We start from the raw sequence: 22,265 nt of genomic DNA on the forward strand, positions 1-22,265 counted from the left end.
ATGGTGTCAAGGCGCGAAAGAGCCTGCTCGGAAACGCCCGGCCTCGCGGAAAGGTGGGCTCAATAGGTGATCTTGAGCGGGAGCTTGCGAGCCTGCGCGATCAGATCGCCGATCGATTTTTCCGACGGCAATACGCTGACGAGCTTGCGCCTGGTGTTGACGTCCTTCATGGCCTGAGCCAGGCGGGCGGGATTACGATGTGTCAGTTCGCGCACCGTGGTGACGCCGGCTGCGCGCAACAACTTGGTCTTGCCATTGCCCATTCCGGGGATGCGCATGTAGTCGGCGAGATTGGCCCACTCCAGCAGTTGCTGTTCGCTGAATCCGGTCCTGACTGCGAGCGCCTTGCGGCCTTTCGAGGTGCTGGCCGCCTCCAGGTAGGCATCCGTTGTCCGGATGCCGACGGACCTCAGCTTCTTGGCGTCGACGGCGCTCAGACCTTCGAGCTTGGAGATCGGATATGTCATGACGTCAGCAATACGAAGGCGCTTGACGCGGATCGGCGAAGGTTCGGCGTCGCGGAAATGATCGCGTCCGTTCGATGGCGTTGTCCGCGCCGGCTTTTGCGCCGATCAGTGATTGAATCTTTTCGGCAGGGCCCTTCTTGCGCTGAAGGCCCGGAATCGTACCGACGGTTGTTGGCGCGACAGCGGCATCGATGCCGGCTCTCGCGGCACGCCGCTCGACCAGTTCGTTCATGGTACCCCGCCTCCGCCGGTTGATCGCCGGCTCGTTGTTTATGGGTTCATCTTGATACTCCTGCGAGGCGAAATACAAGCGATGACCGCTGATTGACGTTCGATCGCATGACGAGTGTTGCCGAGATGCAAGACCGAACGCTTGATTCATGCCAAAACATCGCGACTCGTCGGTCATTTGCCGGTGGAACACAGCTACGACCACGATCGGCGATGGTTCAGCGCGATGATTTCGAGCGCCTCGCGGCTGTTCGCCGGTTTCAATCGATGCGGAACATGAAGTAGAGTGATGCTGCTCGACGACGGATCACGAAGAGGCGATCATGGCGGCAACCGCGACCGGGATCGGCGATACCGATCACAGCATTTTCATCGGCAAGGGGGAGCAGCCTGCTTGGCTGACGCTCGGTCTCGCCAATCGACACGGTCTCGTCACCGGCGCCACGGGAACCGGAAAAACCGTATCCCTCCAGGTGATGGCGGAAGGATTTTCTCGCGCAGGCGTGCCGGTATTCGCGGCCGATATCAAAGGCGACCTGTCCGGCATCTCCGAGCCCGGCGAGGCCAGGGATTTCATCCTCAAGCGCGCCAAGGACATGGGGCTGACTTTCCAGCCCGATCAGTTCTCGACGATTTTCTGGGACGTTTTCGGCGAGCAGGGCCATCCGGTGCGCGCCACCGTCTCGGAAATGGGGCCGCTGCTGCTGTCGCGCATGATGGATCTGAACGACGTGCAGGAGGGCGTACTCAACGTCGCCTTCCGGGTGGCGGATGAACAGGGCTTGCTGCTGCTCGACATGAAGGATCTGCGGGCCATCCTGTCCTTCATCGCCGAACATGCGGCCGAACTGACGACGCAGTACGGCAACGTTTCGAAACAGACGGTCGGAACCATCCAGCGCCAGCTTCTGGTGCTGGAAAACCAGGGCGGCGACAAGTTTTTCGGCGAGCCCGCATTGGATCTGAAGGATTTCATGCGCACCGACCGCGACGGTCGCGGTATGGTCAATATTCTCGTCGCCGACAAGTTGATGCAGAGCCCGAAACTCTATGCGACGTTCCTGCTGTGGATGTTGTCGGAGCTGTTCGAACAGTTGCCCGAGGTCGGCGACCCGCCGAAGCCGAAGCTGGTGTTCTTCTTCGACGAGGCCCATCTCCTGTTCAACGACGCGCCCAAGGCGCTGATGGACAAGATCGAGCAGGTGGTGCGCCTGATCCGCTCCAAGGGTGTCGGGGTCTATTTCGTCACCCAGAACCCGATCGATGTCCCGGACAAGGTGCTGGCCCAGCTCGGCAACCGGGTGCAGCATGCGCTGCGCGCCTTCACGCCGCGCGACCAGAAGGCGGTCGCGGCCGCCGCGCAGACGTTCCGGCCCAATCCGAAGCTGAACACGGCGCAGGTCATCACCGAGCTTGGAAAGGGGGAGGCGTTGGTGTCGTTCCTGGAAGGCAACGGCACGCCGGCCGTGGTCGAACGCGTGATGGTGCGACCGCCGTCGGCACGGATCGGCCCGATCACCGCGGAAGAACGCAAGACCATCATGAACAGCAGTCCGGTGAAGGGAAAGTACGACACCGCGATCGATTCCGAATCGGCTTACGAGGTGCTCCAGAAGCGGGTCGAGGGAAGCGCGGCGACCGCCGATGCACCGGCCGAAGGCGGAATTCTCGGCCAGATCGGATCGATCGTCGGCACCGTGTTCGGCACCAACACGCCGCGCGGCAGGTTGTCGACGGGACAGGTGGTGGCGCGCAGCGTCACCCGCACCGTCACCAACAAGGTGGTGGGAGGGATCGTCGCCGATCTCGGCAAGACCGTCGGCGGCTCGCTCGGCGGTTCGGTCGGGCGCGCGCTGGTGCGCGGCGCGCTCGGGGGATTGCTGCGGCGATAACGGGACATGCGCGTGTTGAGATGGCCGTCTTTCCGGCGCCCGCTGGATGTCCTGTTTCTTGCGGCCTGCGTGCTGCTGACCGCAGACGTTCTGGTCCCTGAGATCCTGGGACACGGCAAAACCAAGGACTATCCGCTGTGGTACTGGGCCGGTCAGCAAGTCCTGCAAGGTGGCGATCTGTATCCGAAAGGATCGAGCGAGGGCTTTCCCTTCCTGTACCCGCCGCTATCGGCGATTCTGCTCGCGATACCGAGCTACCTCGGAAAGATTCCGCTGTATCTAAGCCTCTGCCTTCTCAATGCCACCGCATGGTGGATCACGGCGCAACTCTCCAATGCCATGACCGGATCGGGGAGGAGGCCCGAACCCTGGCTCGAGGCTCTGCCGGGCATCGTGACGATCACCTTCGTGTTCGACATGTTCGATCTCGGGCAACCCAATCTGGTTCTTCTCGCCATGATGCTGTTCGGCTTCCTCTGGCTCCGGCAGGAGCGCGGATGGCTGTCGGGAAGCATGTTCGCGCTCGCGGCCGCCATCAAGGTCTTTCCCGTCGCGGTGCTGCCGTACCTGCTGTGGCGCCGCCGCTGGGCCAGCGCGACCAGCATGATCGCGTGCCTCGGCATCTTCCTGTTTCTGGTGCCGGCTCCGATCCGCGGCTTCGATCGCAATGTGTCGGAGCTGGCCACATGGTATCGCGGCATGGTCGGATCGAGCTCGGAGCGCGGGTTCGGCCAGCGCGACGCCCAGAACTGGTCCTGGGTCAATCAGTCGATCATCGCCGTCACGCATCGCCTGGTGCGTCCGGTCAACTACAATCAGATCGATCCCGCCAAACCGGCGCAATACATGAATGTCGCCGATCTCGATTACAAGACGGCGAACTGGATCGTGCTGGCGGTCTTTGCCGCGATCGGGCTGGGTTTCATCGGCATCATTCCGGCGCGAGCGAAGATGACGCCGAAATCGACCGCCGAGGAAGTCGGAATTCTGGTCTGCCTGATGACGGTCGCCTCGCCCCTGGCGCGGCAGTATTACTTCGTGTGGCTGTTCTTTCCGATGACGGTGCTGTTTCATCGTGCCGCGTTCGATCTCCGGCCGAAGGCGCGGGCGATGTCGCGCGCCGCGCTCGGGGTATCGTTTGCGCTGATGGCGCTGTCGCTGCCTGTGTTTCCGAAACTTCTTCAAGCCCTCGGAAACAACCTCGCGGCGACGTTTGTCATCATCGCCGCGCTGGCGTGGCACATCCGTCATCCGTCGGCGGCGGCTGATCCGCATTCGGTCGCGCCAAAGACAATTTGAACGGTCGTTCAATCCGCAACGCGAGGAAAGAAAAATGTCCGCCACACCGCAACTGCAAACGGTCCTCGACCACATCGACGCCGATTTCGACAACAGCCTGGAGCGATTGTTCGCGCTGCTGCGCATCAAATCGATCTCCGCCGATCCGGCGTTCGCCGGCGACTGCAAGGCGGCGGCCGATCATCTCGCCGCCGATATCGCGACGCTGAAATTCGACGCCGAGGTCCGTCCCACGGCAGGCCATCCCGCGATCGTCGCGAAGAGCAACGGCAATACGGGGTCGCGCCCGCACGTTCTGTTCTATGGCCACTACGACGTCCAGCCGGTCGATCCGCTGGATTTGTGGCATCGCCCGCCGTTCGAGCCGATGGTGACGAGCCATGCCGACGGCCGCAAGATCATCGTGGCGCGCGGCGCGGAAGACGACAAGGGCCAGTTGATGACGTTCGTGGAAGCCTGCCGCGCCTGGGTGTCGGTGGCGGGTTCGCTGCCGCTCGACGTGACGATCCTGATCGAGGGCGAGGAGGAGGTCGGTTCGAAAAACTTTGCCCCGTTCCTCGAACAGAACAAGAAAGACCTTGCCGCGGACTTCGCACTGGTGTGCGACACCGGCATGTGGGATCCGGACACCCCGGCGATCACCACGTCGCTGCGCGGACTGGTGTATGAGGAAGTGGTCATCAAGGCCGCGAACCGCGACCTGCATTCCGGCCTTTTCGGCGGCGGCGCGCAGAATCCGATCCGGGTGCTGACCCGCATTCTCGGCGGTCTCCATGACGACGACGGCCGCGTCACAATTCCGGGATTCTACGACGGCGTGAAGGACCTGCCGGCCGACATCCGCGCGCAGTGGACGAAACTCGATCTGACGCCGGACAGGTTCCTGAAGCCCATCGGACTCTCGATCCCCGCCGGCGAAAAAGACCGTCTGCTGATCGAGCAGCTCTTGTCGCGGCCGACCTGCGACATCAACGGCATCGTCGGCGGCTATACCGGCGAGGGCTCCAAGACGGTGATTCCGGCTCAGGCGTCGGCCAAGGTCTCGTTCCGCCTCGTCGAAGGTCAGGAGCCCGGAAAGATACGCGACGCCTTCCGTGCCTTCGTGAGGGCGCGCGTGCCGGCGGATTGCTCCGCCGAGTTCATCGATCACGCCGGCGCGCCTGCGATCGCGCTGGACTGGAGCATGAAGCCGCTGGCCGCCGCGAAACAGGCGTTGACCGATGAATGGAACAAGGAGGCGCTGCTGATCGGCTGCGGCGCGTCGATCCCGATCGTCGCCGATTTCAAGACCGCGCTTGGTCTCGATACCGTGCTGGTCGGCTTCGGCTTGGAGGACGACAACATCCATTCGCCGAACGAGAAATACGACCTGAAGAGTTTTCACAAAGGCATCCGGTCGTGGGCGCGGATTCTTGCGGCGCTCGCGGGGGCGCCGCGCTGAGCGATTCCTGGATCACGATGATTTTGGATCGAGTCGATCCCAAATCATGAACGTGATCGATTCCAGTATTTTCGCGCGGGATGCAGGCGGAAAACCGCGCCACACTCCTCATCCCGCTCAAAGCCGCTCACATGAAAACGCCGCCCGGGATTGGGCGGCGTTTGGATTCGGCGTGTAGAGGATGATGGCGCGAGCCTACACCCGTTCGTGGATCTTGTAACCGGGGTTGTCGTGTCGGCGCGGCGCGTCCACGGAGCCAGCGTGGCCGCGCGCAGGCGACCGATCTGTTCCGGCGGATGCCCCGGGATCGAACGATTCCCGGCGTTCGTCGTTGACCTTATTGCCGCCGTTATCCCCGTAACCATGCTGGCGGCGTGCGCGTTATGACGCTAGTTAGGTGCGGGAAGTTATGTGCTCGTGTCCCGTGGACCGGTTCGCGTAAAGAAAACGCATCGAAACAGAAAGCCAGAGCCGGGGTTTGATTCCATCAAAGCCGGTATGGCTCCAGGTCGGGCGCGCAGTTTGGGGGCGGGGAGCTTTTAGGGATGAGCGTGCTTTTGATCGTCGGGATCGGTGTATTGGTGGCCGGTCTGGTGACGACCGCTTTTGGAGTCCCGGTCAAGGAGTTCAGCTTCGGCAATACCCTGATCTTGTCCGGCGCGGTCGTGTCCTGCACCGGCCTGATCATGATCAGCCTCTCGCTCGTTGTTCGCGAATTGCGGGCCGTCGCGGACCGCATCGCGGACCGTCTGCGCTCCGAAACGATGGCCGTCGATCGTCGCGTGTCGGTCCCGCCGGACACCGGCATCGATGGCAACCGCCAGCCGCGGCGAACTGTCGATCAAGCCGCGCCATATCCGGGCATCGAGACAAATCCAGGCTTTGATCCGACGCTAACGCCCCCCGTTCCGTCGCCACCCCGCCAGGCGGAAGTGTCTGCCCGCGATCGCGCCGCCGCCGGTGCGGCTCCTGATGTCATGGCTGAACTCCCGGCATCCTCCGATACGTCATCTCAGCCGAAACCGCGTCGCAATCTCCTGTTCGCCTCATCCATGAGGAAAGACCGCGAGCGGTCGGAGGCGGAGCGGTCCGGCGCGGCCGGCTTGTCCCCGCCTGTGCCTGCGACATATGCTGCCGATCTTGGCATGCCCCGGCCGCCATCATTTGACGATGCCTGGCCGCGCCCGGAGCAGGGCCGCGCGTCCCCAGCGCCGCTGTCCGCAGGATCCCAGGCCGATCGGCTGTCCGGCCTTCACGGCCGGAATGCTTCCGCGGTGACAGTCCTGAAGTCCGGCGTTGTCGATGGGCTGGCCTATTCGCTCTTTTCCGACGGTACGATCGAGGCGCAACTGCCGGAGGGCATGATGCGGTTCGCGTCGATCGATCAACTGCGAGCGCATCTCGACCGGGGTCCTGACCGGTCGCCTTCGAAATAAATTCCAGGCGCCCGCGTGTCGTTCTTGTCATGCCGGTGGCAATCCGCCCATACTTGCCGCCTGAAGTCAGATTCTGATCATTAGCGCGTGTTTTGCAAAAGCGGGCACTGGTTTTACGATCAGAATACGCGCAAGTTATTGATTGAGAGCATTTTCTTGCGGCTAACCGGATTCCGCTTCGCCGGAAAATGATCCCGACCCGAAGGGCAGCGCCAGCGCAAAGTGGAAACCGGTTTTCGGATAGGATCGTGCTCAATCGTAAGGATAAGGCGGGTGTCCGATTCAGCGCAGTTGAATTAGACTCTCGCCCGGGCGTATCGATGCTGCTTCACGATCCGGAAGATTGAGATCATGAGCGATACAGCGGCCAAGAGTTTTCTCGACCTCACGGCGCAGATCGTGTCGGCCTATGTCAGCAATAACACCACGCCGGCGTCGGAAATTCCGGCGCTCATCAGCCAGGTGCATGCCGCCCTGACGCGGGTGTCGTCCGGCCGGGGCGAATTGCCGGCAGAACCGACCAAGCCCGCCGTGCCGGTCAAGAAATCGATGACGGCCGACTACCTGGTCTGTCTGGAGGACGGGAAGCGCTTCAAATCGCTCAAGCGCCATCTGCGGACGCAGTACAATATGAGCCCCGAGCAATACCGGGACAAATGGAAGCTTCCGGCGGACTACCCCATGGTGGCTCCGAATTATGCGGTCACGCGATCCCAACTGGCCAAAAACATGGGCCTCGGCCAGCAGCGGCGGCGGCGGAAATAAAGCAGGCTTCTGGGTACCTAATATTAGGAATAATATCCGAATCGGCTTCGAAGATTTGATCTGCTTCTCCGGGTTTCCTTTGAAAAATGTTATCCCCGGGGTTAGAAGGGTCTGTAGGATTTGAGAATATATTCCTACAACGAGGCCTCCCATGCTTCTGACCCATCTCGCCGAGCCGTCCGCATGCATCCGGCAGCCGCCCGTCTCGTCCACGCAAATCTGTCACGGCATCGCGGAATTGGTGGCGGACGGATTCGGGTTGGATGCCGCCGCGATGATGTCGCCCACCCGTGGCGCCCGGCGCGCCGCATATGCCCGGCAGGTCGCGATGTATCTGGCGCATGTCGGGTTCGCGCTGAGTTTCGAGGCGATCGGCCGCGCCTTCGACCGCGACCGCACCACGGTTTCCCACGCCTGCCGCGTCGTCGAGGACAGCCGCGACGACGAGAAACTGGACCGCCGGCTCACCTCGCTCGAAACGCTGTGCGCCGCTTTCGGCGAACGCCTCCATGGAACGCCCGATGCCGGCGTTTGATCGCGGCGCCGGCAAATCGGCGCGTCGGAAGAGGAATCGTCCGGCCGAAGCCGTCGATCGGTTTCGCGCGCAGCATCTTGCGCTTGCCGAACGCGAGATCGTGACCGACGCAAGCGTTGTGACGGTGACGGTCAACGACGGCGAGAGTCCTCTCGCCTGGCTGGCGCGTCGCAAGGGCCGCGACGGACGTGCGATGATCAGCCGCGACCAGTTTGCGGCCGGCGAACGGTTGCGCGCGGATTTTACGCGCGGACATCTGACGCCGCGGGTGACATCGAACTGGTCGGCTCCGACCGGAGGGCGGCCGCGCGGATCCGGAGCCGGCCCGTGCCAGATGACGGATCTGATCGTCGCGTCGCGGCAGCGGGTGCGGCTGGCGTTGCAGGCGTGCGGACCGGAATTTTCCGGCCTGCTGATGGATGTCTGCTGCTTTCTGCGCGGACTGGAAGATGTCGAGCGCGAGCGCGGCTGGCCCCCGCGTTCGGCGAAAGTCGTGCTGCAGCTCGCGCTGGATCGCCTTGCCAGACATTACGGTCTGACGAGCGAGGGACGAATTGAAGCGAGCGCCCATGTGCGGACATGGCTTGCGGGCGACGCAACCTTCACGAGCGGGTAGGCGTCAGAGCATGCTCAATCAAACGAGCATGATCCCGAAAAGTGGCGGCCGGTTTCCGGATCGGATCGTGCTGGATCAAACGGAGGCGACGCCGTTCGGTCAGGCGGCGTCGGCCAGCGCTTCCCGTGCGTCCCTGCGAATGCGTTCGACCATGGACCGCAGCCCGTTGGAGCGCTGCGGCGTGAGATGCTCGCGGAAACCGAGTTCGTCGAAAATCGCGATCGCGTCGGTATCGAGAATGGCCTGCGGCTTCCGGCCCGAATAAAGCGTCAGCAGGATCGCGACCAGGCCGCGCACGATGTGCGCGTCGCTGTCGCCGACATAGGTCAGGACCGGTTCGCTGTCAGCGTCGCGGGTGACCTTGAGAGAAAGCCAGACCTGGCTGGTGCAGCCCTGAACCTTGTTGGCGGCGGAATGTTCGGCTTCGCTCATCGGTTCGAGGGCGCGTCCGAGTTCGATGACGTACCGGTAGCGGTCGTCCCACTCCTCCAGAAGCGCAAAGTTGTCCCTGATCTCGTCGATCGTCATCCTGACCCGCATACCCGTACGTGTGGCGTCCCGGCTTCTATATAGGACGCCGGGCCGATAAAATCGATACGGACGTGCCGATGCTTTTTCGGAAATTGTTCCGTCTCGTGCGGCGGTTCAGAGGCCGTCCCGTTTTCCCGACGAGGGAAGATGCGAGTTGGCCGAGGCGGTCGCTGGAACCGCGAGATGCCATTCCGCCTGTAAATCTTCGGCCGTCAGCGTGTCATGCGACGCATCGTCGGAGGTCGCTCCTTCGGTCGACGCCATGGCGTCGATCGATCCCGTATGATCGGGGGCGCGCTTGTCGGTGATGATCCGGTACAACTGTCTCGCGCCATCCTGCGCGCGGTGTCCGATCGCGGCCGCAGCCTGGCCGCCGACCTCGCAGGCGGCGGGCTGGCGCGTGCAGAAGTGACTCATGTCCGACACCGCGGCGGTCGCGGCCGATACGGCTTCGGAGGCTCCGATCCGGGGACCCTTGTCCGCCGCGGGTGCATCGTCTCTCGGCAACAGCACGAGCACGAGCCCGAGCCAGAAGGCCATGCGAAGCAGGAAAAACATGTCGCGTCCCTATGCGTTTTGGTCTTGTTGCGTTGAATCCGCAATCTGTCCGTTCCGTATCAGGCGGTTCTTAAATCTCGGGTACGCCCGCCGTCCTTCAGCGCAGAAAATCGCGCAAGCGGCGCGGGAATTCGATTCGGTGTAAATTTTCGATTGACGCGGCGTTCGCGGCCGTCCCCGCGCCGGCGGTTCCGTTTTCTCGAAACCGTCGTCACGGGCGACGGAAACCTTGCGTTCACCATCCGCGTCGAATGACGCCGCCGGACGGCCGGAAACAAGCATCCGCGCGTGCTGTTTCGCTGCCGGACGCGCTGCCTTAGCGTTCGCTTAAGTTCACTCTGACACGTTGGGCCAACGAAACGGGGGCGTTCCGGTGCGTCTGGTACGACGCACGCTGAAGCGTAAGCGACGTGACCGCATTGACAATCATTCGGGACTGCCTCGACGCCTTGTTGCATCCATCGGCGCGATACGACGCGTTGATGCGGGCGCGTCATCGCGCGTTCATGGGTCCGCGTCTGCTGGGAAGCCTTGTCGCGCTGGCGGCGTTTCCGGTCTATCTCGCGATCCGCGGCGCGCCGACGGCGCTGGAGGTGGCGGCATTCGCCTGGCTCGTCGTGCCGATTCTGCTTTCCTATTTTCTGTCGCGGACCGGACGCTACGAAGGCGCGCACGTGCTGTCGTCGATCGCGCTCGCGGGTCTCGTCATGATGATCGCGATTCCGACCGGCGGGATCGAATCGTTCGCGGCTGTCTGGCTCATCGTGATTCCGCTGGAGGCGGCGCTGTCCGCGTCCCGCCGCGTCGTCGGGTTTGCATCGATGCTGGCGGTATCGTGCGTGCTCGCGCTGATCGCGATGGGCTCCTTTGATGTTCTGCCGCCGCTGGATGTCGGCGCGGCGACGCACGGCATCTTCATGGCTTCCGGCATCGCGTCCGCGACGCTTTATGCCGCCGCGGTGGCGTTCGGCTCCGAAGCGCTGGCACGCACCGGCGCCTCGCTGCTGAATGTCGAGGAAGACCGCTATCGCCTGCTCGCGCGCAACATGTGCGACGTGATTTCGCGCCACGGGCGCAACGGCGCCGTGCAGTTCATTTCGCCCGCCGCGGAAGCGCTGCTCGGTGCGCCGGCGTCGGAATTGCAGGACCATGGCCTGTTCGACCGGGTTCATGTGGCCGATCGTCCGGCCTATCTCACCGCGCTCGCGGCGGCTGCGCTCGGCAGCGACGCGCAAAGCGTCGAGTTCCGACTCAGGCGCGACGTCGCGCGTGGTCCGCGGCGGGAAGCGCGCCATCCGGCGGACTTCATCTGGGTGGAAATGCGCTGTCAGCCGCTTGTATCCGCCGCTGGGTCCGCCGAACCCGAGGTTGTCGCGGTGATGCGGGATATCACCGACCGGAAGCACCAGGAGCACGCGCTGGATCTGGCGCGCACCGCCGCCGAAAATGCCGATGCCGCCAAAACCCGGTTTCTCGCGACCGTGAGCCATGAGCTGCGAACGCCGCTCAATGCCATCATCGGCTTTTCCGAGATGATCGTTCAGGAGGATGCGTTGGCGATCGACGCAGCGCGGCGCAAGGAGTATGCCCAGCTCATCAACGATTCCGGCCAGCATCTGTTGTCGGTGGTCAACAGCATTCTCGACATGTCGAAAATGGAATCCGGAAACTTCGAGATATCGCCCGAGCCGTTCGCGCCGCGCGAGATGTTGCTCAACAGCAGCAATCTGCTCGCGCTCAAGGCGCGTGATAGCGGTATCGAACTCGTCACGCGCGTTCCGGAGGATTTGCCGCAGATCACCGGCGATCCGCGCGCGTTCAGGCAGATCGTTCTGAATCTGGTATCGAACGCCATCAAGTTCACCGAGCGCGGTGGCCGGGTTACGGTCTCGGCCCGCATCGAGGGGTCGCGCATGATGCTGAGCGTGATGGACAATGGCGTCGGCATCGCGCAGGAAGACCTCAAGCGGATCGGCGACCCGTTCTTTCAGGCCGGACAGACCTACCAGCGGCGCCACGAAGGGACGGGACTCGGGCTCTCGATCGTCAAGAGTCTCGTTGCGTTGCACCGGGGCGAGATCGATTTGCGGAGCAAGGTGGGAGAGGGGACCACGGTGACCGTCATGCTGCCGCTGACATTCGTGTCCGAAGCGGAGCCGTCATCGGACAATGTCGCGACGTTGACGCTCGCTCCGCGCTCCGGAAAGCAGGATCAAGCTTATCGGGTGAAGAAGAGTGCCTAGGAAAGCTGTTGGAGGAGATGTGATCCGGCCGCGCCGTCGCAGCGCGGCTGCCGGGAGAGGCGAGGCTGATGAGGAACGCGGTTTCGCCCTGCGCCTGCTGCTGCACAGTCCGAAAGACCTGCTCGCGGGCGCGCTCGCCTTTGCCGCCATCGCCGCGATCGTCGCCAACGCCATGTTCATGCAGGCCGGCCACCATCCGGCGCCGATGTTCGGATCGGGCACCGCGACGTTGCTGACCTCGCCACAGCTCAATCCGCTGCCGCGGCCCCGACCGGTCGAGGCGGACACGGCCTCCATTCGGCCCACCGAACCGCGCGCGAATGCCGGCGACGTTCACGCCAATCCCGTAAGGCCGGCCGCGTCGCATGGTGATCCCGTCGCCGACCTCATCAACGCGACGCGCCGTGTTGCCGCGGTCCAGCGGACATTGACGGATTACGGCTACGGACAATTGAAGCCGACAGGAACGGTCGGGACCGATACCCAGGCCGCGATCCGGAGATTCGAGCAGGCTCGCCGGATGCCGGTCACCGGGCAAATGTCGGATCGCCTCGTGCGCGAACTTACGGCGATGACCGGGCGGCCGATCGAGTAGAGCGGGATGAGTTTTGATTGAGTCGTCGTGCCGGGCTTATGCCGGGCATCCATGCCTTGAAGCGTGAAAGAGGATCGAAAACGTGGATGGCCGGGACAAGCCCGGCCATGACGCCTGAGGCGCCTCGCTCTGATCCCGCTTCAGAAATGGTGCAACTCCGGCGAAACGTCCGGTCGTCTTTAGAGAGCCTATCGCACCCCGTAACTTGCCACCCGGACGCCGCCGAAAATTCCGAGGCCAGGCGCAAGGAATCCGGTCGGGTTCTGGTAGCGGACGTCAAAGAGGTTATCGACCCGTGCGAAGACCTTGACCTGGTCGTTCACGGCGTAGTCGCCGCGCAAGTTCACGAGCGTATAGCCGGGCGCTGTAATTCCGGAAGCCGAGCCGTCGCGGGTGACGTCGATCCAGTTGCTGACATGGAGCACCGTCGCCGACAGCGTCAACTGATCGGCGGGACGCCATGTCGCCGTCGCGCTCCACTTTTCCTTCGGCCGGCGCAAGAGTTGCAGGCTGGTAGCAGCATCGACGGCGCGGGTGAAGGTGTAATCCCCGCGGATGCCGAAACGCTCCGTGATCTTCGCCGAGACGAACGTTTCGGTGCCTTCGGTTGTCGCGGCATTCACGTTCACCAATGACGTGAACGTATCATTGTAGCCGATCAGGTCGGTGATGTCGTTGTGGAAGCAGGTCGAGCCGAACCGCACGCGATCGTTGAACAGCGGCTGTTCGAAACCTGCATCGTAACCTCTGCTCTCTTCGGGTTTCAGGTTGGGGTTGGCGAAGAAGTTGAAAGCCGGGTAATCCTGGTACAACTGGCTCAACGAGGGCGCCTTGAATCCAGTGCCGTAGCTTGCCTTCAATTTTGTGTCCGTGACGGGGAGGACCACAGCGGGCGCGATCCGGTAGGTCGCGTGCTCGCCGAACCGGTCGTTGGAGTCTTCGCGGATATTCGCAACCAGGAAAAAGCGGTCGGCGAAAGCCGATTGCAGTTCGATAAACGCGGCCTTGTTGCCGTTCCGGGCCGCGAGACTGGTGGTGTCCATGCGATCGGTCTGATGTTCGGCGCCGAAGACAAGATTGTGACCGCGCGCGATCTCGGCCACGGTATGCCAGTCGAACTTGAGGCGTTCGCCCGTCGCGGTCGATGCGATCGGATCCCCGGGGCCTATGTCGTAGCTTCTGCTGTTGGTGTAATTGACGCCGAAGTAGTTTTTGATACGTCCGTCGAGCAACGACCATACGGCTTCTTCGCGGTTGAAGAGCTGCTGGACGGCGTGCGTGCTCTGCGTCGCGTTGGGGAAGCTCGGAAATCCGCTGTCGCCGGTGAACAGCAACGTCGCGTCGGTATAGCGAACCACCGAATTGACGGACAGATTGTCATTGAGATCGACGCCGAGCTTCGTGGAATAGGTCATATTGTCGTAGTTGTTTCCGGTCGCCTTCCTTCCCGGCGGGAGCAGGTCCGGCGGGGTGACGGGAATATCCCCGGCATGGAGATGGGCGACGTTGACCGCGTAGTTGAAATTCCGTTCGGAGCCGCTCAATCCCAGCGTCTGGTTGAAGGTGTTGAACGAACCGGCCTCGACCGACGCCGTGGCGCGCGGCGGACCCTCTCCCTTCTTGGTGATGATGGAGATGACGCCGCCGATCGCGTCGGAGCCGTAGAGCCCGCTTTGCGGGCCCCGCAGGATTTCCATCTGCTGAATATCTGCCGCAAGAAGATGCGCGTAGTCGAATGCGCCGTCCGGCCTGGCGGGGTCGCCGATGTCGATTCCGTCGACGATCACCTTGGTGTGGTTGGCGTTGGTGCCGCGCATGAAGACCGATGCCTGGGCGCCCGGCCCTCCGGCTTGCACGACGTTCAGGCCGGGGACCGTGTTCAGGATGTCCGGAACGGTGCGGTATTGCTGGGTCTGGATATCCTTCTCGGTAACGACGGTCACGGAGCTTGCCAACTGGCCCGCGGGCGTCACGACACCCGTTGGGCTGACCACCGCCGAAGCCGATGCGCCCGGAGCGGGAGCGTTGCCGGCGGGGGCTTGTGGTGAGGCGGAGCGGGCTGCGCGGCGCGATCTTGCACCGGGGCGGTGGGACGGTGGCGGCGAATTCGTGGTCCGCTCCGGCGGCGGCGCGATCTGGATCGGCGGCAGCAGGTCGGGAGAGGCGGATTGCTGGGCGAGGGAAGGCGCGTTCAGGCCGATCGCGCCGAAGGATGCGAGGACGGTGGAGGTAAGTAGCCTTCTTCGATAAAGGGCGGAAACGAAAGCGGTGCGCATGAGGAAACCTCGGCAGGACGTCGGTGGCACGTCACAGCGAACGAGGTTTCACAGGAGCACTGGGCCGCCTGTGAAGCGGATGTCTGCAGTCCCCGACCGACATCTTCGCGTGTGACCACGGCTGACGGCAGGTCTCCTGGCTCGCGGGTCGTGACCTTGCGTCGCCTTCCCGGGGCCGAGATTCCCAGTGGCCTGTGACGCAGATTCGCCGCTTACAGTTGCGGGGGCAGCCGTGGCGTTGGGGTGATCCCGCACCACGTTCCCTTTTGATCTCCCGAGGGAGAACCGTCGTCGGTCATTTAGAAGTGTGTCAAAGCCGTGTCAATTGATGGCGTGGTTCGGACCACGGCTTTCTCGCTGGCCATTGCGAACGGGCCGCACGAACGCTTCGGAGGTGCGAATTCCGGATCGTATACGGTCCGGGATGATGCGAAGGGTCTCGGCGCTCCCTCAGACCAGCTCGCCTCGCGCCGCGGCGGCCGCGTTGCGGATCGCGTCCATGTTCGCCTTGTAGGATTCCATCGTGCCGCCCTTGAACACCGCCGAGCCGGCCACGAAGGCGTTGGCGCCGGCGGCGCCGAGTTCGCCCGCGACGTCGGGTCCGACCCCGCCGTCCACCTCGATGTCGATCGGCCGCCCCGCGATCATCGAACGCAAATCCCGAATCTTGCCGACCGCCGAGGAGATGAACTTCTGGCCGCCGAAACCGGGATTGACCGACATCACCAGCACCAGATCGACCATATCGAGCACGTATTCGATGGTGGAGAGCGGCGTCGCGGGATTGAGCGTGACCCCGGCTTTCTTGCCGAGCGTGCGGATGGCCTGCAGCGAGCGATGCAGATGCGGTCCCGCCTCGACATGAACCGTGATGTGGTCGCAGCCGGCCTTGGCGAAGGCCTCGAGATAGGGATCGCAAGGCGAGATCATCAGATGGGCATCGAAGATCTTCTTGGTATGCGGACGCATCGCCTTGATGACATCGGGACCGTAGGAAATGTTCGGCACGAAATGGCCGTCCATCACGTCGAGGTGGATCCAGTCGGCGCCTGCCTGATCGACGGCGCGGACCTCTTCGCCAAGCTTCGAGAAGTCAGAGGCCAGGATCGACGGCGCGATGACGAGAGGACGCGGCACAAAAGTCTGAGACATGAACGTTTCCGAAAAATTCCTGCGGGGCTTGAGAGGCCTTCGCCTAACATGGGCCGCGGCCGGGGGCAATGCGCGGCATCGCTTCTCGGGCCGACGGAATAGCGCGGCAACTTCTGCCGCGGGCGGCATCTTCTGCCCGGTTTCGCCGGGATGCTGTGTTGAAACTCCATATTTTATCAGCGTTTCCGTGGTGGCACGGCATTTGCTCGAATGATTTCCGGACGGGATTGCGTCGCGCGCGGAACGTATCGGGAGTTTGGTCATGCTGTTCGCCCTGGGGGCCGTGTCATCGGCAATCGATGCATTTCAATCGCTGACGTCATCGGCCTCTTCGAAGGTCGAGACCGGGATCAGCCAGTCTGCAACGGCGTCATTCGATCCGGTCAGCGACGCCGCGAGCCCGACCGGGCCAACGGCTTCATCGGGCTCCGGGTCTGGAACCTGCCTCTCCCCGGCCACCATGAGCGCGCTGCTTGCGGCCCAGGGACAGTCGCCGTCCGCGCCGGCCGCCGATGCATCCAGTGCGTTGCAGGACCTGTTCTCGCAGATCGACGGCAACGGCGACGGCCAGATCGACAAGTCGGAATTCGAGAGTGCGCTCGGGGCCGGCGGGACCAATCTGGCGCAGGCCGACGACGTGTTCGGCAAGCTCGATGCGAATGGCGACGGTTCGGTGAGCCTCGACGAGATGGCATCGGCCCTGAAGGGCGCAGGCGGTCACGGACACGGTCATGGCCATCACCATGTCGCGAGTTCAGATGGCTCCAGCAGCGCGGGCGGATCGAGCGGTGCAAGCGGAGGGTCTAGTCCCGATTCGCTGCTCGCGGCGGTCGACTCATCGAGCTCGATCACCAACAGCGACGGATCGGTAACCACCACAACCACGCTTGCGGACGGAACCCAGGTGACGCTGACTTCACCACCGTCCTCGTCGACGTCGGGCGCGGCGTCGTCGTCCTATAGTCTCATGCAGCAGGCGATCCAGCGCGAAACCGAGGCGATCTCCGCGTCGGCTACTCAATCGCTCTCGGTCAGCGTCTAGCTGACGGCCCAGCCGTCAGTCCCGAAGTCGGATTCCCCGATATGCAGTTACGCATCTGAGGCTCGCAACTCAGGTCGGCAGTTGCCGCCCGCCGGCGCGCTCCCGAATGACATTTTCAGACAATATCCATGGCCGTTGCGATTGCCGGCGGTAGCCTTGGGTTCGCCGCATCCGTGTCAGTGCGCAGCCGCCGTCGATTTTCACGATCCGATAACCATACGCTCCAAGTATTCATCTCCTCTGCAAAGTATTGCGAGGAGCGTATGTATCTATCACAAGTATTCCTGCTCGCCGGCTGCCTCGGCCTCATCGGCTCCCACGCATCCGCTGAAGACGACTTCACCGCGTCATTCCGGTTGCGCGGCGGCTTCGATTCCAATCCGCGGTTTTCGACCGGGCAAGGCAACGGCAGTGCATTCATCGCCGCCGACACGGCATTGGCGGCGGGAACGAAAGCCGACGGCTACACGCTGGGCGTTGCGGCCGAAGCCAATACGACGCACTACGCCCAGCCGCTGTTGACGCCCTCCCGGGGCGGCAAGGTGATCCTGCGCGGCTCGATTGGCGACGACGATCTCAAACTGGATTCCACATCGACCATTGCCGATGCCAGTACCTACAACCTGCGCTCGACCGACCTGATCCAGTCGGTCAGGGCTGAAGCCCGATACGGATCGATCAAGCTGTTTGCGACCGCGGAGGGAGGCCGGTCGAGCCTGAACCAGACAAACGCGATCTTTCAGGATTTTCTTCCCGATCCGCAGCAGTATTTGCGGGGCACGCTGATTCCCGGCGTTAGCGTCGTCAGCGGCAAGTCCGAACTCGGGGCATCCGTGAACCTGTCGGTGCGGCGCTATTTGCAGGAGTTCGACGTGTTCGGCTATCGCCGCGACAACGAGAGGGTGCAGCCGTTTCTGTTCGCGAAATATCGAGGCGACGCCGTGACCGCGTTCGTCTCGGTTTCGCGGCTGTACGGGAGGTGGCACGATCCGGATTTCACCAACGTCGATCGCACCCTGTTCGATGCCAGTTTGACCTGGCGTGCAGCGCCTTTTCGACTAGATCTGACCGCATGGCGCCGCGCGGGCGAAACCACGTTTCCGATTTCGCCGATCACTATCGACACCGCATACTCCGCGAGGCTCTCCTGGAGCGCGGAGCCGAAAGTCACGCTTGCGGCTTCGGTCGGCTATGCGGCGTCCGACTATCTGGACTCGCCGTTCCGGGCGCGGACGCTGACCTGCGGTATCGGCGCAAGCCGCGACATCGGCGACGACCTGACGCTCGGCATCGACGTCGCCTATGCGAAGGGATCGCTGATCTCGAGCGATGACGTGAACGGACTTGTCGTCACGTCGTCGATCACCAAACGATTTTCCGCAAAGCCGCCGGAGCCGAAGAAACACGCCGGCGTGTGAGTTGCCGCGCGGACGGGGGTCAACCCGTCCGCTCTTCCAACTTAATGGCAGCCGCATCCGCCGCCGAGCAGTCCGCCCAGCACGTTGCTGCGGCCGAGCACCGCGCCGAGCACGCCGCTTTTGCCGGTGGTGACGGCGGTGTGGACAACGAGCGCGCCACGTCCGTCGAGTAGCCCGATCACGCCGCCGCGGCCGGTCAGCACGTTCGCTCCGATGCCGATGCCCTGGCCCTTGGCAAAAGCCGGCGCGCTCATGAGCGCGCTGGCGACCGCGGCGAGAACGAGGATCTTCTTCATGACGCTTCTCCACTGTTGACATGCGCGACAGCGCGCACCGGGAGAGCATCGGCCGGTCGGATGGCTGTCTCAAGCTATACCATGAACTAACCTTAAATAACGCGGATATTTAGGTATGTATACATACATATACTTTAATTATTACCGCGTTACATAAGCAGGAAACCGGAGAGCGGTTTCGAACGCGACGGCGGCATCCATGTTCGTTCGCGCGCGAAAATTTTTATCGTCCGAACCGATCCTTCCACGCCGGCAGTGCGTCGGGAAACGGCAGCGCGGTGGCTTCATAGACGCCGCGTGCGATCGCGCGGGCCACCGTATTTGCTGCGAGCATGCCGAGTTCGGTCAGTCCAACGAGCGGATCGATCGGCTTCGCTCCGGTGGCGGCGGCAAACACGACATCGCCGTCGAGCGGCGCGTGCACCGGGTAGATCGCGCGCGCGAAACCGGTTTGCGCGATGATCGCGAGTCGTCTGGCTTGCGGTTTGGTGAGCAGGGCATCGGTGACGACAACGGCGAGCGTGGTGTTTTCGCTTGCGGTTGCCGCCGGGCCGCCCTTCAACCGCATCGTCAGCATGTCCGGCGTGAATGACGGCGGCAGTCCGCGCCCGCCGTATTCGCCGCCGGACTCAAACGGCGCGGCCCAGAACCAGGGGCCGTCGCCGACCGTGACGCTGCCGACGGCGTTGACCACCGCAAGCGCCGCTACCCGCACGCCATCCGGCGTCGTGGTCGAAGCCGAGCCGAGACCGCCCTTCAGATTGACGGTGGTGGCGCCGAGCCCGGCACCGATGCTGCCGAGCGCGAAATCGTCTCCGGCCGCCGCCGCCGCGGCGTAGCCGAGATCGCGATAGGGTGCGAAACGGCCCCATCGCTTGTCGCCACCGTTCAAGAGATCGAAACAAACAGCGCCGGGCACGATGGGGACGACGGCGTCGCGGATCGCGAAGCCGCGCCCTTGTTCGGCGAGCCAGGCCTGAACACCGCCGCCGGCCTCAACTCCAAAGGCGGAGCCGCCTGACAGCACCAGCGCGTCGACCCGCTCCACCGTGTTGACGGGGTCGAGCAGGGCGCTATCTCGGGTACCCGGTCCGCCGCCGCGCACGTCCATTGCCGCCACGGCCGGCAAATCGAAAAGCACCGCCGTGACGCCGGAAGCGAGCGCCGTGTCGCCGGCGTTGCCGACGCGAACTCCGGAAATGTCGGTGAGCAGATTCTTCATGGTTCGGCCTCGTTCGGGCGCGCGGAGTGCTAGGGACCGGCTCGCCGCCAGATGACGGCATGAGCGCGCGAGGGTCAACCGATCACGTTTCGATCAAAAATGTCGCGGAGGGGAACAGAACCCTTGCGTCGTGACGTCATCGCGGGGCAAGTAGCCTCATGATTCACGACGTTTCCGTTCCCGCCGCGCTGGTCGCGGGCCTTGTCAGTTTCCTGTCACCCTGCGTCCTGCCGCTGGTGCCGCCCTATCTGATCTATCTCACCGGCGCGACCATCGAACACGTCTCTCACGACGAGACCGCCAGGACCTCGAAGCGCGCCGTGATGCTCGCCGCTTTGATGTTCGTGCTCGGTTTTTCCACGGTCTTTGTCGCCCTCGGCGCCAGCGCCAGCTTCATCGGCAGTCTTATCCGGGCCTGGTCGGCGCAACTGTCGATCGTCGCCGGCATCGTGATCATCGTCATGGGCCTGCACTTCCTGGGACTGACGCGGATCGGATTCTTGATGCGCGAAGGACGGCTCACCGCGCCGAAGCCGGTCGGCCTGTGGGGCGCCTATGTGATGGGGCTCGCCTTCGCGTTCGGCTGGACGCCGTGCATCGGACCGATCCTTGCGGCGATCCTGTCGGTCGCGGCGACGGAGGCTACGGTCGTGAAGGGAGCCGGGCTGCTTGCGGTGTACTCGGCCGGGCTCGGCATTCCGTTCCTGCTGGCGGCGTTCATGATCGAACGGTTCGCTTCGTTGTTCAATCGCATGAAACGCCATCTCAACACCATCGAGCGGGGGATCGGCGTGCTGATGGTGCTGACCGGCATCGCGTTTCTCACCGGCACGATATCCAACGTCAGCATCTGGCTGCTGGAGGCTTTTCCGGCGCTGCAGAATTTCGGGTGATCTTACCGCGGGTTTCGGCTGCACGGCATCAATTCTCACTCCCGCGCCGCGCGCGGGCCCGACCCGCGCATCCATCTTCTTCGAAAGACTTTGATTGCCGGGTCAAGCCCGGCAATGACGGACAATCGAGGTGTCACCGCCAAACATGAAACGTCATAGGGAGCTGAGGGGACTTTGCCTCAGGTGCCCTTGCCGGGATCGAGTTCGGCATAGTTGCCCTTGTCGTCCCATCTGTAGACGACGTAATCGATCGTCTTGATGTCGCCCTTGGCGTCGAATTCCAGCTTGCCGAGCACAGTGTCCCACGCGCCCGCCTTGAGGACCTTCATGACCTTCATCGGATCTGTCGTGCCGGCCTTGGCGGCGGCCTGCGCCCACACCTGCATCGCCGCATAGGTGTAGAGGGTGTAGCCCTCCGGATCGATGCCCTTGGCCTTGAACCGGTCGACGATCATCCTGGCCGCCGCCTTCTTGCGCGGATCGGGGCCGAAGGTGAACAACGTGCCCGCGGCGGCCGGGCCGGTGATCGAGGCAAATTCCTTGTCGGCCAGCGCGTCGCCCGCCATCAGGACGGTCTTCATGCCTTGATCGCGCATCTGGCGCACGATCAAGCCGGCTTCCTGATGATAGCCTCCGACGAAGACCAGGTCGATATCGTCGCGCTTCATGCGTGAGACGATCGCGCTGAAATCCTTGTCGCCCTTGTTATAGGATTCGAACATTTTCTCCTGGAAGCCGGCCTTGTTGAGGACCTTCTTGGTTTCGTCAGCGAGCCCTTTGCCGTAGGTCGTCTTGTCGTTGAGAATGGCGACGTTCTTGCCCTTGTAATTTTTGAGAATGTAATCGGCGGAGACCTGGCCCTGCTGATCGTCGCGACCGCAGACCCGGGCGACGTTCCACAGGTGGCGCTCGGTGAACAGGGGATTGGTCGTAGCGGGCGTAATCTCCAGCACGTTGCCGTCGGCATAAGCCTCCGAGGCAGGAATCGACGACGACGAACAGTAATGTCCCGCCACGAATGGAATGCCCTGGCTCGCGATCTTCTCCGCGACCGAGCGGGCCTGCTTCGGATCGCAGGCGTCGTCGCCGATGAACAGCGTGAGTTTCTTGCCGAGCACGCCGCCAGCCTCGTTCAGGTCGGCCACCGCCTGCTCGGCGCCGTTCTTGAGCTGGCGTCCGAATGCGGATTCTGCGCCCGTCATCGGGCCGGCCACTGCGATGGTGATGTTCTGCGCGAACGCGGCTGTCGACAGAGCGAGCGATGCCCCCAGGGCCAGGCCGATGAGCTTCAATGATATCATGCGTGGTCCTCGTGGTGATCTTTGACGGAAGGTCCGGCGCGGTGCCAAGCTGTGAA

21 protein-coding genes and 1 riboswitch are annotated in these 22,265 nt (G+C 63.3%); of the genes, 12 read left to right on the plus strand and 9 right to left on the minus strand.

The features are described from left to right. Window positions 1-59: 59 nt before the first annotated feature. Entirely contained in the window at window positions 60-467 is a 408-nt protein-coding gene (locus tag ACMDCM_RS03545) for a DUF4332 domain-containing protein (protein WP_412772279.1), read from the minus strand. 4 nt (window positions 468-471) lie between these two features. Next, window positions 472-876 carry a hypothetical protein gene (locus tag ACMDCM_RS03550; RefSeq protein WP_412772280.1) on the minus strand — a complete coding sequence of 135 codons (405 nt, stop codon included), beginning with the start codon at window positions 874-876 and terminating at the stop codon, window positions 472-474. A 145-nt stretch (window positions 877-1,021) separates the two neighbouring features. Here ACMDCM_RS03550 and ACMDCM_RS03555 point away from each other — a divergent pair, with 145 nt between their 5' ends. The 7 genes from ACMDCM_RS03555 to ACMDCM_RS03585 all read left to right on the plus strand — a co-directional run bounded on the left by ACMDCM_RS03555 (window position 1,022) and on the right by ACMDCM_RS03585 (window position 8,682). Beyond that, a complete protein-coding gene (locus tag ACMDCM_RS03555) occupies window positions 1,022-2,590 on the plus strand; it encodes a helicase HerA-like C-terminal domain-containing protein (RefSeq protein ID WP_412772281.1) in 1,569 nt (522 codons plus the stop codon). Window positions 2,591-2,596: 6 nt separating this feature from the next. Further along, complete coding sequence (locus ACMDCM_RS03560; protein WP_412772282.1) at window positions 2,597-3,889, plus strand: glycosyltransferase family 87 protein; 1,293 nt, start codon at window positions 2,597-2,599, stop codon at window positions 3,887-3,889. A gap of 34 nt (window positions 3,890-3,923) precedes the next feature. After that, a complete protein-coding gene (locus ACMDCM_RS03565; protein ID WP_412772283.1) occupies window positions 3,924-5,330 on the plus strand; it encodes a M20/M25/M40 family metallo-hydrolase in 1,407 nt (468 codons plus the stop codon). 545 nt (window positions 5,331-5,875) lie between these two features. Further along, window positions 5,876-6,766, plus strand: coding sequence for a hypothetical protein (locus ACMDCM_RS03570; RefSeq protein WP_412772284.1), 891 nt, complete (start codon window positions 5,876-5,878; stop codon window positions 6,764-6,766). A gap of 351 nt (window positions 6,767-7,117) precedes the next feature. After that, a complete protein-coding gene (locus ACMDCM_RS03575) occupies window positions 7,118-7,531 on the plus strand; it encodes a Ros/MucR family transcriptional regulator (RefSeq protein ID WP_412772285.1) in 414 nt (137 codons plus the stop codon). Between the two features lie 151 nt (window positions 7,532-7,682). After that, entirely contained in the window at window positions 7,683-8,066 is a 384-nt protein-coding gene (locus tag ACMDCM_RS03580; RefSeq protein WP_412772286.1) for a helix-turn-helix domain-containing protein, read from the plus strand. Then, entirely contained in the window at window positions 8,053-8,682 is a 630-nt protein-coding gene (locus tag ACMDCM_RS03585) for a DUF6456 domain-containing protein (protein WP_412772287.1), read from the plus strand. The genes ACMDCM_RS03580 and ACMDCM_RS03585 overlap by 14 nt, the downstream gene beginning before the upstream one ends. A gap of 99 nt (window positions 8,683-8,781) precedes the next feature. Here the strand turns inward: ACMDCM_RS03585 and ACMDCM_RS03590 are convergent, their stop codons facing one another. Together ACMDCM_RS03590 and ACMDCM_RS03595 are read right to left on the minus strand one after the other, a co-directional pair. Next, entirely contained in the window at window positions 8,782-9,210 is a 429-nt protein-coding gene (locus ACMDCM_RS03590; protein WP_412772288.1) for a SufE family protein, read from the minus strand. A 117-nt stretch (window positions 9,211-9,327) separates the two neighbouring features. Next, window positions 9,328-9,771, minus strand: a complete 444-nt coding sequence (locus ACMDCM_RS03595) for a DUF5330 domain-containing protein (protein ID WP_412772289.1) — start codon at window positions 9,769-9,771, stop codon at window positions 9,328-9,330. A gap of 419 nt (window positions 9,772-10,190) precedes the next feature. On the opposite strand from ACMDCM_RS03595, the gene ACMDCM_RS03600 reads away from it, so the two are divergent. Together ACMDCM_RS03600 and ACMDCM_RS03605 are read left to right on the plus strand one after the other, a co-directional pair. Then, entirely contained in the window at window positions 10,191-12,014 is a 1,824-nt protein-coding gene (locus ACMDCM_RS03600; RefSeq protein ID WP_412774654.1) for a sensor histidine kinase, read from the plus strand. Window positions 12,015-12,036: 22 nt separating this feature from the next. Further along, window positions 12,037-12,609: a peptidoglycan-binding domain-containing protein gene (locus ACMDCM_RS03605; RefSeq protein ID WP_412774655.1), complete on the plus strand. Its 573-nt coding sequence runs from the start codon at window positions 12,037-12,039 to the stop codon at window positions 12,607-12,609. Window positions 12,610-12,797: 188 nt separating this feature from the next. On the opposite strand, the gene ACMDCM_RS03610 is transcribed toward ACMDCM_RS03605, so the two are convergent. Together ACMDCM_RS03610 and rpe are read right to left on the minus strand one after the other, a co-directional pair. After that, window positions 12,798-14,885, minus strand: coding sequence for a TonB-dependent receptor plug domain-containing protein (locus ACMDCM_RS03610; RefSeq protein ID WP_412772290.1), 2,088 nt, complete (start codon window positions 14,883-14,885; stop codon window positions 12,798-12,800). A 109-nt stretch (window positions 14,886-14,994) separates the two neighbouring features. After that, window positions 14,995-15,190, minus strand: a riboswitch (cobalamin riboswitch). A gap of 145 nt (window positions 15,191-15,335) precedes the next feature. Beyond that, window positions 15,336-16,037: a ribulose-phosphate 3-epimerase gene (gene rpe, locus ACMDCM_RS03615; protein ID WP_412772291.1), complete on the minus strand. Its 702-nt coding sequence runs from the start codon at window positions 16,035-16,037 to the stop codon at window positions 15,336-15,338. A 262-nt stretch (window positions 16,038-16,299) separates the two neighbouring features. Between rpe and ACMDCM_RS03620 the strand changes: the two genes are divergently transcribed. Together ACMDCM_RS03620 and ACMDCM_RS03625 are read left to right on the plus strand one after the other, a co-directional pair. Beyond that, complete coding sequence (locus ACMDCM_RS03620; protein WP_412772292.1) at window positions 16,300-17,079, plus strand: EF-hand domain-containing protein; 780 nt, start codon at window positions 16,300-16,302, stop codon at window positions 17,077-17,079. Window positions 17,080-17,342: 263 nt separating this feature from the next. Beyond that, on the plus strand, window positions 17,343-18,497 hold the full coding sequence (locus tag ACMDCM_RS03625; RefSeq protein ID WP_412772293.1) for an outer membrane beta-barrel protein: 1,155 nt from the start codon (window positions 17,343-17,345) through the stop codon (window positions 18,495-18,497). A gap of 41 nt (window positions 18,498-18,538) precedes the next feature. Here the strand turns inward: ACMDCM_RS03625 and ACMDCM_RS03630 are convergent, their stop codons facing one another. Beyond that, window positions 18,539-18,793 (minus strand): hypothetical protein, encoded by a 255-nt coding sequence (locus ACMDCM_RS03630; RefSeq protein ID WP_412772294.1) that lies wholly within the window; start codon window positions 18,791-18,793, stop codon window positions 18,539-18,541. Window positions 18,794-19,016: 223 nt separating this feature from the next. Further along, window positions 19,017-20,015 (minus strand): P1 family peptidase, encoded by a 999-nt coding sequence (locus tag ACMDCM_RS03635; RefSeq protein ID WP_412772295.1) that lies wholly within the window; start codon window positions 20,013-20,015, stop codon window positions 19,017-19,019. Window positions 20,016-20,173: 158 nt separating this feature from the next. On the opposite strand from ACMDCM_RS03635, the gene ACMDCM_RS03640 reads away from it, so the two are divergent. Then, window positions 20,174-20,908, plus strand: a complete 735-nt coding sequence (locus ACMDCM_RS03640) for a cytochrome c biogenesis CcdA family protein (RefSeq protein WP_412772296.1) — start codon at window positions 20,174-20,176, stop codon at window positions 20,906-20,908. A 179-nt stretch (window positions 20,909-21,087) separates the two neighbouring features. On the opposite strand, the gene ACMDCM_RS03645 is transcribed toward ACMDCM_RS03640, so the two are convergent. Further along, window positions 21,088-22,209, minus strand: a complete 1,122-nt coding sequence (locus ACMDCM_RS03645; protein WP_412772297.1) for a branched-chain amino acid ABC transporter substrate-binding protein — start codon at window positions 22,207-22,209, stop codon at window positions 21,088-21,090. Between the last annotated feature and the right edge of the window lie 56 nt (window positions 22,210-22,265).

Source organism: Nitrobacter sp. (genome assembly GCF_047149785.1).
GTDB lineage: Bacteria > Pseudomonadota > Alphaproteobacteria > Rhizobiales > Xanthobacteraceae > Nitrobacter.